The organism is Variovorax sp. Soil_C_39 (genome assembly GCF_057656815.1).
In genome coordinates this window covers 572,976-585,975 of record NZ_JBDGJQ010000002.1, presented here as the reverse complement: position 1 = coordinate 585,975, position 13,000 = coordinate 572,976, and the positions used below count along the sequence as shown (strand labels likewise).

The following is a 13,000-nucleotide window of genomic DNA, read 5'->3' as shown; positions in this document are numbered from 1 at the left end:
GGTGGCGCCGTGCGGCTGTGGGAATAGGCTCACGGCGGCCGTCGCCCCTGCCGCGCGCGCGACATGCCGGCGGCTGGGTAGCTTCATGCCATGACATACCCGTCCGTTCTCATTTCGTTCAGCGTTGCTCATGCGGCCGCGGAGGCCTCGCGATGAAGCACGCGGTCATCGGTGCCACCGGGCACGTCGGCTCGGCGCTTGTATCGGCATTGCTTGCGCGTGGCGAAGCTGTGACGGCCATCACACGCGATGCGCGCCATGCCGAGGGCTTTCAAAAGCAGGGCGCGGCCATAGCGCAAGCAGACGTCTTCGACGTGCCCGCGCTGCGCCGAGCGATCGAGGGGGCGGAGCGCCTGTTCGTGCTCAATCCGCCCGCGCCGCCCGACACCGATACGGCGGCCGAGGAGCGCCGCAGCCTGCGCTGCATTCTCGATGCGATCCAAGGGCTGCCGCTGCAGAAGATCGTGGCCGAGTCCACCTACGGCGCGCAGCCCGGCGAGGGCCTGGGCGACCTCGGCGTGCTCTATGACATGGAGCAGGCGCTCGCAGCGCAGCCGGTGCCGGTGCCGGTGCCGGTGAGTGTGATCCGGGCGGCCTACTACATGAGCAACTGGGATGCGGCCCTGGCAGGCGCGCGCGACGCGGGTGTCGTCGAGAGCCTGTTCCCGCGCGATTTCCGCTTGCCGATGGTGGCGCCCGCGGATCTCGGGCGCTACGCCGCGCGGCTCATGTTCGGAGCCGCCGAGTCTTCGGGTCCGCATTACGTGGAAGGGCCGACGCGCTACTGCGCGGCCGACGTGGCCGCTGCGTTCGAGGCGGCACTCGGTCGACCGGTGCGGGTCGTCGAGGTGCCGCCCGCGCAGTGGGAGGCGTGGTTCCGGCGTGCCGGTTTCTCCGAGGCCGGCGCCGCGTCCTATGCGGCCATGACGCGCGACACGCTCGACAACCTCGTGCTGCCCGATGCGCCCGAGCGCGGGACAGTTTCGCTCGAGGACTACATCGGAGCGCGCGTGCGCGCCTCAGCCGCGCAGGCCTGATTCGGCCAGCCGCCTGGCCCGGTTTCCGCCCTGGCGCTCGAGCATCCAGCCCGGGTATTCCGAGGGCAGGGCGCTCGCCTTGCCGAGCGCCGCGAGTTCGGCGGCGTCGAGGAGGATCGCGGTGGCAGCGATGTTGTCGTCGAGCTGCGCCAAGCGCTTGGCACCGACGATCACGCTGGTCACCACCGGCTGGTGCAGCAGCCAGGCGAGCGCGATCTGCGCCACCGAGACCTTGCGCGCCTCGGCCAGCGTGCGCATTGCGTCGATGCAGTCGTAGGCACGCTCGAGGTTGACCGGCGGAAAGTCGAAGGTGGTGCGGCGGCTGCCCTGTTCGGCCGCGCCCGCATCGACGTCGCGCCCGTACTTGCCGCTCAGCAGGCCGCCGGCGAGCGGGCTCCAGACCATCAACCCCAGGCGTTCGCTCTGCAGCATCGGCACGAGTTCCCGCTCGAGGTCGCGCCCGGCGACGGTGTAGTAGGCCTGCAGCGACTCGAAGCGCGCGAGGCCCTGGCGCTCGGCGATGCCCAGCGCCTTCATGATCTGCCAGGCGGCCCAGTTCGAGACGCCCACGTAGCGCACATGGCCCTGGCGCACCAGATCGTCGAGCGCGCGCACCGTCTCCTCGATTGGCGTGACCGGATCGAAGCCGTGGATCTGGTAGAGGTCGATGTGGTCGAGCTGCAGTCGCCGGAGGCTCGCCTTCACGCCGTCCATGATGTGGTAGCGCGAAGCGCCGGCCGAATTGGGAGCCTGGCCGGTCTCGCCGAACACCTTGGTGGCGACGACGACGTTCTCGCGCGGCACCTTGAGGTTGCGCAGCGCCTGGCCGGTCATGGTTTCGGACAGCCCTTCGGAATACACATCGGCCGTGTCGATGAAGTTGATGCCGGCATCGAGCGCGCGGCCGACCAGCGCCTCGGCCTCGGACTGCTGGAGGTTGCCGATCTGGCCCCAGATGCCGCTGGCGCCGCCGAAGGTCATGGTGCCGAGGCAGAGCTCGGAGACGAACAGGCCGGTGCGGCCGAATTGGCGGTATTGCATGGAAGTGCGTCCTTTGCGTCGGGTGTGTGGTGTGGCGTCGTGGCCAAAAGTATCCGTCCACGGCGTGCCGTCCGGCGAGCGCGATTCTGCAAAGTCCTTGCCTGATCCTCCAGAACGCTGGCGGCCGTGGTGCAAGGCGGCTGGTGGCGCGCTAAGCTCCGGGCACCCGATCCTCCACGGCGCCCGCCCGCCGTGGCTTCATCCGTCACAAGGTTGAAACATGCCCGACAAAACACCCGAATTCGCAACCGCCGTGGCTGCGCCGGTGCCGCTGGAGCCCGAACTCGAGGCGGCCCGCAAGGAACTGGTCGCACTGATCAACCGCATCACACGCGGGCAGGACGGCAGCATCGAAACCCCGGTGCCCGGCCTGTTCGTGTACTGCATCAACAAGCCCGACGGCCCCAAGCATGCGCTGCAGACGCCGGCCTTCGGCCTTATCGCGCAGGGCTCCAAGCGCGTGATGGTGGGCGACGAGATCTACGTCTACGACCCGATGCACTACCTCGTGAGTTCGGTCGACCTTCCGGTCTGCGGGCAGGTGCGCCTGACCAGCGAGAACGAGCCTTACCTGGGCCTGCGCCTGGACCTCTCGCTCGACGAGATCGGCGACCTGATCCGCGACGAAAAGCTGCCCGCCAAGGCCAATGCGCCCGCATCGCGCGGCGTCTACGTCAGCCGCATCGCGATGCCGGTGCTCGAACCCGTGCTGCGGCTGCTGCGGCTGCTGGATACGCCCGAAGACATCCCGATCATGGCGCCGATGGTCAAGCGCGAGATCTTCTATCGCCTGCTCGTGAACGGCGAGGGCGCGCGGCTGCGCCAGATCGCGCTGCAGGACAGCCACACCCAGCGCATCGCCAAGGCGATCAGCGCGCTGCGCATCAACTATGCGCAGTCGCTGCGCATCGAGGACATGGCGCGCGCGGTGCACATGAGCGTGTCGTCGTTCCACCACCACTTCAAGGCCGTGACGGCGATGAGCCCGCTGCAGTACCAGAAGCAGTTGCGCCTGCAGGAGGCGCGCCGGCAAATGCTGATGGCGGGAGCCGACGTGGCGAGCGCGGCGCACAGCGTGGGCTACGAGAGCCCGTCGCAGTTCGCGCGCGAATACGGCCGCATGTTCGGTGTGCCGCCGCTGCGCGACAAGCGGCGCTGGCTGGCCGAGGCCGAGGCGCAGAACGACGCGCTCGGCGCCGCATCGCAGGCGGCCTGAGCGGCTCAGCGCAGCACGAGCACCGGCAGCGTCGAGTGCGTCAGTACGTGCTGCGTCTCGCTGCCGAGCAGCAGCCGCTGCAGTCCCTTGCGGCCGTGCGAGGCCATGACGATCAGGTCGCAGCGGTGCTTGCGCGCCGCGGCGATGATCGATTCGGCGACCCGGTCCGAGTTCGCGACCACCGGCTTCACATGCACCCCAGCCGCCGCCGCACGCGCCGCGACGCTGTCGAGCATGGCTTGCGCCTTGTCGGCCCACTGCTTTTCCACGTGCGCGATCTCCTCGGGCGAAAAAGCCATGGCACCCTCGAAGTAGCCCTTGGGGTAGCGTGGCACCACGGTGAGCGCCACAAGGGAGGCCGCGTGCGCGGCTGCGAGGTCGATGGCGCTGGCGACGGCCTTCTTCGACAGCGTGGAGCCGTCCGTGGCGACGAGGATGCGCTTGAACATGGGAATTCTCTCCAGTGAAGTTGCCGTCAGCTTAGGCGGTGACCGGGCGCGCCACTTGATGCATATCAAAGGGGAGGGCGCCGGCCCCGCTTAGCCTTGCGCGATGCAAGCTGCGCTCGCCCCCTTTTCATCGCCCGATGCGGCGCCGCCCACGCCATTGCACGAGGCCTGGCGGGTGCTCGACGATCCCGCCGAATGGTCCGCGTTCGGGCGCGCGCTCGATGAAGGCGCGCCGGCGGCCGCACGCTGGGAATCTCAGGTTGCCGTCGAAGGCATGCATTGCGCCACCTGCGGCTTCACGCTCGAGTCGGCGCTGCTGCGCGTGCCCGGCGTTCAGGAGGTGCAGGTCAATGCCGCGAGCCGGCGCGCGCGGATCGTGTGGTCTGCCGTGCTGGTGCGGCCCTCGCAATGGTTGGAAGCCGCCGAGGCGGCAGGCTACCGGCTGGTGCCCGCAACCGACAGCGCCGCGCGCGAGCGCCGTTCGCGCGAGGTGCGGCTCGCGCTCTGGCGCTGGCTGGTGGCGGGTTTCTGCATGATGCAGGTGATGATGTACGCCTACCCGGCCTACATCGCGCAGCCCGGCGAGATGGCGGACGACGCCGCGCAGTTGCTGCGCTGGGCTTCCTGGGTGCTCACGCTGCCGGTGCTTTTCTTTTCCTGCGGCCCGTTCTTCCGCAGCGCGTGGCGCGACATCCGCCACGGCCGCATCGGCATGGACCTGCCGGTGGCCTTCGGTATCGCCATCGCCTTTGCCGTCAGCACGGCGGCCACCTTCGACAGCGCCGGCGTGCTGGGCAGCGAGGTGTATTTCGACTCGCTCACCATGTTCGTGTTCTTCCTGCTGACCGGTCGCTGGCTCGAGGCGCGGCTGCGCGATCGCACCGCGGGCGCGCTCGAGACGGTGCTGAACCGCCTGCCGGACAGCATCGAGCGGCTCGCTGCGGATGGCAACTGGGAGCGCGTGGCGGTGCGCCGACTTGTGGCCGGCGACGTGGTGCGGGTGCGCGCGGGCGAAGCCTTTCCGGCCGACGGCGTGCTGCTGGACGGCGGCACCAGCACCGACGAGGCGCTGCTCACCGGCGAGTCGCGTCCCGTGCCCCGTGCCCGCGGCGAGCGCGTGCTGGCGGGCAGCCACAACCTCTCTGCCACGGTGCAGGTGCGCATCGACGCGGCGGGCGAGGGCACGCGCTTCGCGCAGATCGTCCGACTGATGGAAAGCGCCGCCTCTGGCAAGCCGCGCTGGGCACTGCTGGCAGACCGTATCGCTCGGCCGTTCCTTGCCGTGGTGCTGGCCTCGGCCGCTGCCGCAGCGGCGTTCTGGTGGCATGTCGAACCGGGCAAGGCGTTGATGGTGGCGGTGGCGGTGCTCATTGCGACCTGCCCCTGTGCGCTGTCGCTCGCCACACCCGCGGCCATGCTCGCAAGCGCGGGTGCGCTGGCGCGTGGCGGTGTGCTGACCGCGAACCTCCAGGCGCTCGAGGCGCTCGCCGCGGTGGACACCGTGGTCTTCGACAAGACCGGCACGCTCACCGGCGACACGCCGCGCCTGGACCGCGTGTTCTGCCGGCAGGGTTTGCGCCACGGCGAGGCGCTGGAGATGGGGGCCGCGCTGGGCGCGCACTCGCTGCACCCCGGCGCGCGAGCGCTGGTGGCTGCATGGCAGGCGCAGCTCGACATGCCGCCCGCCTGGGAGGTGATGCAGCCGGCGGAGCGCGCGGGCTTCGGGCTCGAAGGGCTCATGCGGCGCGCCGGCGGTCCGGATGGCGCGGTGCGCCGCGTCCGGCTCGGGGCAGCCGCGCATTGCGGGGTCGCGTCGGTTGCCGTCGAGGCGCCGCAGGTGCACCTGAGCGACGACGACGGCTGGCTCGCGAGCTTCGTGCTCGCAGAAGACCTGCGCCCCGACGCCGTCGCCGCAGTGGCGGCGCTGCAGGCCGAGGGCATCACGGTGCGGCTGCTGTCGGGCGACCGCGACGGCGCCGCGCGGGAGGTTGCCGCGCGTGCCGGCATCGAATTCGCGCAGGGCGGCTGCACACCCGAGGAAAAGCTCCAGGTGCTGTGGCGGCTGCAGGCCGAAGGCCGGCAGGTCGCCATGGTGGGCGACGGACTCAACGACGGGCCTTCGCTCGCCCGCGCGAACGCCTCGTTCGCCTTCGGCAAGGCGGTGCCGCTGTCGCGCGCGCGCGCCGACTTCGTGGTGCTCGGCGAGACGCTCTCGGCCATCCCGCGCACCATCTCGCAGGCGCGTCGCACCGCCCGCGTGGTGCGGCAGAACCTGGCATGGGCAGCCGGCTACAACGCGCTGTGCGTGCCGCTCGCCATCGCTGGCTGGCTGCCCGCGTGGCTCGCGGGGCTGGGCATGGCGGCGAGTTCGCTCGTGGTGGTCGCCAACGCGGCGCGGCTCGCGACCGTGGCGCAGAGGGGCCGCTGATGGACGTCCTCCTTCTTCTGATTCCGCTGTCGGTCGCGCTGGTGCTCGCGATCCTCGCAGGCCTTTGGTGGGCCATCGAGCGTGGGCAGTTCGACGACATCGACGGCGAAGGCGACCGCATCCTGCGCAACGATTGATCTGCATCAAACCCCGGGCCCTGTCGGCCGCGGACACTGCCTTCAGAACATCCAAAGGCAGCACGATGCAAGTTTCGAACCCCCCGGCGGCGATCTACGACGACACCGCCGTCCGCCAGTTGAGCCTCATGTCCGTGGTCTGGGGCGTGGTCGGCATGCTCGTCGGCGTGATCATCGCCGCCGAACTCGCATGGCCCGACCTCAGCCTCGGCATTCCCTGGCTCAGCTACGGCCGGCTTCGGCCGCTGCACACCAACGCGGTGATCTTCGCGTTCGGCGGCTGCGCGCTCATGGCCACCAGCTTCCACGTGGTGCAGCGCACCTGCCAGGTGCGGCTGTTCGCGCCCCGGCTCGCATCGTTCGTGTTCTGGGGCTGGCAGGCCGTGATCGTGGCGGCCGCCATCAGCCTGCCGATGGGCTACACCTCGGGCAAGGAATACGCCGAACTCGAGTGGCCGATCGACATCCTGATCGCCGTGGTGTGGGTGGCCTACGCCATCGTGTTCTTCGGTACCGTCGGCACGCGGCGCGTGCGCCACATCTACGTGGCCAACTGGTTCTACGGGGCCTTCATCATCGCGGTGGCACTGCTGCACATCGTCAACAGCGCCGCGATCCCGGCCGGCTGGATGAAGAGCTACTCGGCCTATGCCGGCGTGCAGGATGCAATGGTGCAGTGGTGGTACGGCCACAACGCAGTCGGCTTCTTCCTCACCGCCGGCTTCCTCGGGATGATGTACTACTACATCCCCAAGCAGGCCGAGCGGCCGGTCTATTCGTACCGGCTCTCCATCGTCCACTTCTGGGCGCTGATCTTCACCTACATGTGGGCCGGCCCACACCACCTGCACTACACCGCGCTGCCGGACTGGACCCAGTCGATCGGCATGGTGTTCTCGCTGATCCTGCTCGCGCCGAGCTGGGGCGGAATGATCAACGGCGTGATGACGCTCTCGGGCGCCTGGCACAAGCTGCGCACCGACCCGATCCTGCGCTTCCTGATCGTGGCGCTGTCCTTCTACGGCATGGCCACCTTCGAGGGGCCGATGATGTCCATCAAGACGATCAACGCACTGAGCCACTACACCGACTGGACCGTGGGCCACGTGCATGCCGGCGCGCTCGGCTGGGTCGGCTTCATCACGATGGGTTCGCTGTACTACCTGGTGCCGCGCATGTACGGGCGCACCACCATGTTCAGCATCAAGGCCATCGAGGCGCACTTCTGGATGGCCACGATCGGCATCGTGCTCTACATCGCCGCGATGTGGATCGCCGGCGTGATGCAGGGCCTGATGTGGCGCGCGATCAACCCCGACGGCACGCTCACCTACACCTTCGTCGAGAGCGTGAAGGCGACCTTCCCGTTCTACGTCGTGCGGCTGATCGGCGGCCTGCTGTACCTCGCCGGCATGCTGGTGATGGCGTGGAACGTGTGGATGACCGTGATCTCCGGACGCTCCGTACAGGCCGCGATCCCGCCCATCGCCCTGGCCCACGCCTGAGAAAGCAAAGCACCATGCCTTCCACACCCGACAACAAAAACCGCGGCTTCACCCACGAGAAGGTGGAGACCAACAACCTGCTGATGATCGTGCTGATCCTCGTAGTGATCGCCATCGGCGGCCTGGTCGAGATCGTGCCGCTGTTCTTCCAGAAGTCGACCACCGAGCCGATCCAGGGCCTGAAGCCGCCGACGGCGCTGCAGCTGGCCGGTCGCGACGTGTACCTGCGCGAGGGTTGCTACAACTGCCATTCGCAGATGATCCGCCCGTTCCGTTCGGAGACGCTGCGCTACGGCCACTACTCGGTGGCGGGCGAGTTCGTCTACGACCGGCCGTTCCAGTGGGGCAGCAAGCGCACCGGTCCGGACCTGCACCGCGTGGGCGGCAAGTACAGCGACGAGTGGCACCGCATCCACCTGAACAACCCGCGCGACCTGGTGCCCGAATCGAACATGCCGGCCTATGCCTGGCTCGAGAAGAAAACCGTCGATGCCGAGGCGATCCCGCGCCACATGCGCGCGCTGCGCCGGGTCGGGGTGCCCTACACCGAAGAGGAGATCGCCCGCGCCGGCGCGGACGTCCGCGGCAAGACCGAGATGGACGCGACCGTGGCGTACCTGCAATCGCTCGGCCTGACGCTCAAGTAAGGAGCACCGCACCATGATCGACCTGACCTTCCTGCGCGTCGGCGCCACGCTGGCCTGCTTCGCGCTGTTCCTCGGCATCGTGGCCTGGGCCTATGCCAGCCGCAACGCCGCCCGCTTCGACGAGGCCGCGCAGCTGCCGCTCGAGCAGGACTGAGCGCGAAGAGAAAACAAGAGAGCCCCCATGAGCGATTTCGTCAACAACTTCTGGTCCAACTACGTGGCGGCGGGCACGCTGCTGAGCATCCTCGGATGCCTGCTGCTGCTGTGGCTCACGGCGCGCAAGCGCGTGCCCTCGGACGCGGACAACACCACTGGCCACGTCTGGGACGAGGACCTGCGCGAAGCCAACAATCCATTGCCGCTGTGGTGGGTCGGCCTGTTCGTGCTCACGATCCTTTTCTCGGTCGGCTACCTCGTGGTGTACCCGGGCCTCGGCAGCTTCGACGGCCAGGCGGAATGGAGCGCCAAGGCCGAATACGAGGCTGAACTCACCAAGGCCACCGCCGCGCTCGCGCCGGTCTATGCGAGCTACGACGGCATGGCCCCGGAAGACATTGCCCGCGAGCCGAAGGCCATGGCGATCGGCGAGCGGCTCTTCATGAACAACTGCGCGCAGTGCCACGGCTCCGATGCGCGCGGCAGCAAGGGCTTTCCGAACCTCACCGACAAGGAATGGCTGCACGGCGGCACGCCCGAAAAGATCGTCGAGTCGATCACCCACGGCCGCACCGGCACGATGCCGCCGATGGCGGCCGCGGTCGGCACGCAGGATGACGTGAAGAACCTCGCCAATTACGTGCTGAGCCTTTCGGGCGCGCCGAATGACTCGCTGCGCGCAGGGCTCGGTAAGTCGAAGTTCACGGCCTGCGCCGCCTGCCACGGCATCGGCGGGGTCGGCAACCAGGCGGTGGGCGCGCCCAGCCTCGCCGACAAGGTCTGGCTGCACGGCTGGGGCGAGGCGGCGATCGTCCAGATCGTCAACGAAGGCAAGAAGAGCGAGATGCCGGCGCAGCAAGGACGGCTGACCGAGGCGCAGATCAAGCTGCTCGCGTCCTACGTCTGGGGCTTCTCGAACGCACCGGTCGCCGGGCCCTGAATGCGCGGAGGTTGATCATGGAATCATCCGCAGGCCGCAAGTCGATTCCGATCGTTCCCGTCGCGGCCGAAGCCGAAGCGGTCGGCCTTTACCAGGCATCCAAGAAGATCCATCCGCGTGCGATCCAGGGCGTTTTCGCGCGCTGGCGCTGGGCGATGGTGTTCCTGACCCAGCTGGTGTTCTATGGCATGCCCTGGATCCAGTGGGGCGAACGGCAACTGGTGCTGTTCGATCTGGCCGCCCGCCGCTTCTATGTCTTCGGGCTCGTGCTGTACCCGCAGGACCTGATCTACCTGTCTGGGCTGCTGGTCGTCAGCGCACTGGCGCTGTTCCTGTTCACCGCCGTGGCAGGGCGGCTGTGGTGCGGCTATGCCTGCCCGCAGACCGTCTACACCGAGATCTTCCTCTGGGTGGAGCACAAGATCGAGGGCAACCGCTCGGCCCGCATCCGACTCGACGGCGAGGCCATGTCGCTCGAGAAGCTGGTGAAGAAGTGGTTCAAGCACCTGGTCTGGATCGGCATCGCGATGTGGACCGGCTTCACCTTCGTGGGCTACTTCACGCCGATCCGCGAACTGGGCCTGGCCTTCCTGCAGACGGGCATGGGCTCGTGGGAGGTGTTCTGGGTCTTCTTCTACGGTTTCGCGACCTACGGCAACGCGGGCTTCATGCGCGAGCAGGTCTGCAAGTACATGTGCCCCTACGCGCGCTTCCAGAGCGCCATGTTCGACCGCGACACGCTGATCGTCAGCTACGACCCGCAGCGCGGCGAGCCGCGCGCCCCGCGGCGCAAGGACATCGACCCGCGCAGCAAGGCGCTCGGCGATTGCATCGACTGCGGCCTGTGCGTGCAGGTCTGCCCGACCGGTATCGACATCCGCCAGGGGCTGCAGTACGAGTGCATCGGCTGCGGCCTGTGCGTGGACGCCTGCAACACGGTGATGCGCAAGATGGGCTATGCGCCGCGGCTGATCCGCTACGACACCCAGAACGGCATGGAGGCCGGATGGTCGCGCCAGCAGCTGCTGCGGCGGGTGCTGCGCCCGCGCGTGCTGGCCTATGCGGCGATCCTCGCGCTGCTCGTGGCCGGGTTGCTCGCGAGCCTGGTGGTGCGCACGCCTCTCAAGGTCGATGTGGTGCGCGACCGCGCATCGCTCGCGCGCATCGTCGAGGGGGGCCGGCTCGAGAACGTCTACCGGCTGCAGATCATGAATGCCACCGAGGCGCCGCGCAGCTATCGCATCACAGCGCACGGCATCGACGGGCTGAGCGTCTCGCCGGACACCCCCGTCACCGTGGACGCGGCCCAGTCGCGCTGGGTGGCGGTTCGGCTGCAGGTGCCCTATGGCGCTGTGGCGGCGGGTTCGCACACCGTGCACTTCGACATCCGGGAAGAGGGCGCAGGCGGGGTGCAGGTCTCGGAACCGGCGGCCTTCCTGGTGCCGCGCTGAATCGACAAGGAACAACGACATGACCGCAACGACATCGATCGGCAACGACGCGCCGGCAACGCAAGGCGACGATCGGTGGTGGCGGCATCCGCTGCTGTGGATGGTGATCGCCGGACCGGCGCTGGTGGTGGTCGCGAGTTTCGTGACGCTCTGGTATGCGCTCGCCACGCCCGATCCGGTGGTCTCGGCCGACTACTACCGGCGCGGGATCGAGATCAACCGCATGCTGGCCGACAAGAAGCTGATGCCCGCCATGGCCGGGCGCAACCATGCGACCACGCCGGTCGAGGCCGTGCCGCTGCCGCCGCCGGAGGTACTGCGATGAGTTCGTCGCGCCAGGTCATCGGCATCTTGTGGCCGGCCTTCCTGCTCGCCTGCGGGCTCGAGGTGCTGGTCTTCTCCCTGGTCGATCCTTCCGACCTGCACTGGGGCGGTGACGCGCTGCGGCTCTCGCGCCAGGGCGTCTACAGCATCGCCTTCTTCGTTTTCTGGGCGATGGCGGCCGCGTCGAGCGCCTTCACCGCGCTGCTCGCCATGCCGCCGGCGCGCGATCTTCCGGAGCATCCGCAATGAGCCTGTCTTTTCCCGTGGCCCCCGGGACCGCCGAGCGTCCCTCTGCGCAGCCGTTGCCGCCCGACCTGCTGCGACAGTTCGACGTGGCCGGACCCCGCTACACCTCCTACCCCACGGCCGACCGCTTCGTCGAGGCGTTCGGCGCCGAGGCTCATGCGCTGGCGCTGCGCGAGCGGCGCAGTGCGGGCACCCATGCGCCCGCGCTCTCGCTCTACGTGCACATTCCGTTTTGCGAATCTCTGTGCTACTACTGCGCCTGCAACAAGGTGGTGACGCGGCACCGCGAACGCGCGACGCGCTACCTCGGCTACCTGGCGCGCGAGGCGCGGCTGCAGGCGGCGGCGCTCGGCGCGCGCGCGGCCGTGAGCCAGTTGCACCTCGGCGGCGGCACACCGACCTTCCTTGCCGATGCGGAGCTGAGCGAGCTGATGGCGATGCTCGGCACGGTCTTCGACCTGGTCCCGGGCGGCGAACGCTCGATCGAGATCGATCCGCGCACCGTCGATGCGGTGCGGCTCGCGCACCTCGCGGCGCTGGGCTTCAATCGCCTGAGCTTCGGCGTGCAGGACTTCGATCCCGAGGTGCAGAAGGCGGTGCACCGCATCCAGCCGGCGCAGCAGGTCTTCGGGCTGATGGCCGAGGCGCGCGCGCTGGGCTTCGGCTCGATCAACGTGGATCTGATCTACGGGCTGCCGCGCCAGAACGACGCCTCTTTCGCCTGCACCATGTCCCAGGTGTGCGACCTGCGGCCCGACCGCATCGCCCTGTATGCCTACGCCCACCTGCCCGAGCGATTCAAGCCGCAGCGGCGCATCGCCGCGGACCAGTTGCCCGATGCAGCGGCGCGGGTGCGGATGCTGTCGCATGCAATCACCACACTGACCGCAGCAGGCTACGTCTACATCGGCATGGACCACTTCGCGCTTCCGGACGATCCGCTCGCGGTGGCCCGGCGTGAAGGGCGGCTGCAGCGCGGCTTCCAGGGGTACGGGACCGAGCCCGAGGGCGACCTGCTGGCATTGGGCGTGTCGGGCATCGGCCGCATGGGCGCCACATACAGCCAGAACGCCAAGACCATTGAGGCCTACTGCGACCTGCTCGACCAGGGCCGCCTGCCGGTGGAGCGCGGTCTGGCGCTCACGCGCGACGACCTGCTTCGGCGCAACGTGATCATGGCGCTCATGTGCCAGGGCCACGTCGATTTCGATGCCGTGGGCGAGGCGCACCGGATCGACGCGCGGCGCCATTTCGCGGCCGAGTTCGCTGCGCTCGGTCCGCTCGCGGCTGAGGGCCTGGTGCGCATCACCGACCACGACATCCGCGTCACGCCGCAGGGCTGGTTCGTCGTGCGCGCCATCGCGATGGTGTTCGACCGCTATAGCCGCGCGAGCCAGGGCCGTTTCTCGCGGATGGTGTGAGC

The 13,000-nt window shown here is 68.8% G+C and carries 14 protein-coding genes; 12 read left to right on the top strand and 2 right to left on the bottom strand.

Annotated elements, in window-relative coordinates; translation table 11 throughout:
- The first annotated feature begins 152 nt into the window (after positions 1-152).
- The gene (locus tag AC3A6J_RS06795) at positions 153-1,037 is read left to right on the top strand and encodes an NmrA family NAD(P)-binding protein (protein WP_487859144.1); all 885 of its coding nucleotides are present in this window, start codon (positions 153-155) and stop codon (positions 1,035-1,037) included.
- Here AC3A6J_RS06795 and AC3A6J_RS06790 read toward each other — a convergent pair.
- Positions 1,020-2,078, bottom strand: a complete 1,059-nt coding sequence (locus AC3A6J_RS06790) for an aldo/keto reductase (RefSeq protein ID WP_487859143.1) — start codon at positions 2,076-2,078, stop codon at positions 1,020-1,022. The two genes, AC3A6J_RS06795 and AC3A6J_RS06790, sit on opposite strands and share 18 nt — an antisense overlap.
- 220 nt (positions 2,079-2,298) lie before the next feature.
- Here AC3A6J_RS06790 and AC3A6J_RS06785 point away from each other — a divergent pair, with 220 nt between their 5' ends.
- Entirely contained in the window at positions 2,299-3,294 is a 996-nt protein-coding gene (locus tag AC3A6J_RS06785) for an AraC family transcriptional regulator (protein ID WP_487859142.1), read from the top strand.
- A 5-nt stretch (positions 3,295-3,299) separates the two neighbouring features.
- Here AC3A6J_RS06785 and AC3A6J_RS06780 read toward each other — a convergent pair whose 3' ends face one another.
- Entirely contained in the window at positions 3,300-3,743 is a 444-nt protein-coding gene (locus tag AC3A6J_RS06780; protein ID WP_487859141.1) for a universal stress protein, read from the bottom strand.
- Between the two features lie 103 nt (positions 3,744-3,846).
- Here AC3A6J_RS06780 and AC3A6J_RS06775 point away from each other — a divergent pair, with 103 nt between their 5' ends.
- The 10 genes from AC3A6J_RS06775 to hemN all read left to right on the top strand — a co-directional run bounded on the left by AC3A6J_RS06775 (position 3,847) and on the right by hemN (position 12,998).
- The gene (locus AC3A6J_RS06775) at positions 3,847-6,171 is read left to right on the top strand and encodes a heavy metal translocating P-type ATPase (protein WP_487859140.1); all 2,325 of its coding nucleotides are present in this window, start codon (positions 3,847-3,849) and stop codon (positions 6,169-6,171) included.
- Positions 6,171-6,308 carry a cbb3-type cytochrome oxidase assembly protein CcoS gene (ccoS, locus tag AC3A6J_RS06770; RefSeq protein WP_487859139.1) on the top strand — a complete coding sequence of 46 codons (138 nt, stop codon included), beginning with the start codon at positions 6,171-6,173 and terminating at the stop codon, positions 6,306-6,308. Before AC3A6J_RS06775 ends, ccoS begins: the two co-directional genes overlap by 1 nt.
- Positions 6,309-6,373: 65 nt before the next feature.
- On the top strand, positions 6,374-7,813 hold the full coding sequence (ccoN, locus tag AC3A6J_RS06765; RefSeq protein WP_487859138.1) for a cytochrome-c oxidase, cbb3-type subunit I: 1,440 nt from the start codon (positions 6,374-6,376) through the stop codon (positions 7,811-7,813).
- A gap of 14 nt (positions 7,814-7,827) precedes the next feature.
- The gene (gene ccoO / locus AC3A6J_RS06760; RefSeq protein ID WP_487859137.1) at positions 7,828-8,460 is read left to right on the top strand and encodes a cytochrome-c oxidase, cbb3-type subunit II; all 633 of its coding nucleotides are present in this window, start codon (positions 7,828-7,830) and stop codon (positions 8,458-8,460) included.
- A 13-nt stretch (positions 8,461-8,473) separates the two neighbouring features.
- Complete coding sequence (locus AC3A6J_RS06755) at positions 8,474-8,614, top strand: cbb3-type cytochrome oxidase subunit 3 (RefSeq protein ID WP_487859136.1); 141 nt, start codon at positions 8,474-8,476, stop codon at positions 8,612-8,614.
- A gap of 27 nt (positions 8,615-8,641) precedes the next feature.
- Positions 8,642-9,556, top strand: a complete 915-nt coding sequence (ccoP, locus tag AC3A6J_RS06750; RefSeq protein ID WP_487859135.1) for a cytochrome-c oxidase, cbb3-type subunit III — start codon at positions 8,642-8,644, stop codon at positions 9,554-9,556.
- Positions 9,557-9,573: 17 nt separating this feature from the next.
- On the top strand, positions 9,574-11,007 hold the full coding sequence (gene ccoG / locus AC3A6J_RS06745) for a cytochrome c oxidase accessory protein CcoG (RefSeq protein ID WP_487859134.1): 1,434 nt from the start codon (positions 9,574-9,576) through the stop codon (positions 11,005-11,007).
- A 19-nt stretch (positions 11,008-11,026) separates the two neighbouring features.
- A complete protein-coding gene (locus tag AC3A6J_RS06740; protein ID WP_487859133.1) occupies positions 11,027-11,332 on the top strand; it encodes a FixH family protein in 306 nt (101 codons plus the stop codon).
- The gene (locus AC3A6J_RS06735; protein WP_487859132.1) at positions 11,329-11,580 is read left to right on the top strand and encodes a hypothetical protein; all 252 of its coding nucleotides are present in this window, start codon (positions 11,329-11,331) and stop codon (positions 11,578-11,580) included. Before AC3A6J_RS06740 ends, AC3A6J_RS06735 begins: the two co-directional genes overlap by 4 nt.
- On the top strand, positions 11,577-12,998 hold the full coding sequence (hemN, locus tag AC3A6J_RS06730) for an oxygen-independent coproporphyrinogen III oxidase (protein ID WP_487859131.1): 1,422 nt from the start codon (positions 11,577-11,579) through the stop codon (positions 12,996-12,998). The genes AC3A6J_RS06735 and hemN overlap by 4 nt, the downstream gene beginning before the upstream one ends.
- The last annotated feature ends 2 nt before the right edge of the window (positions 12,999-13,000 follow it).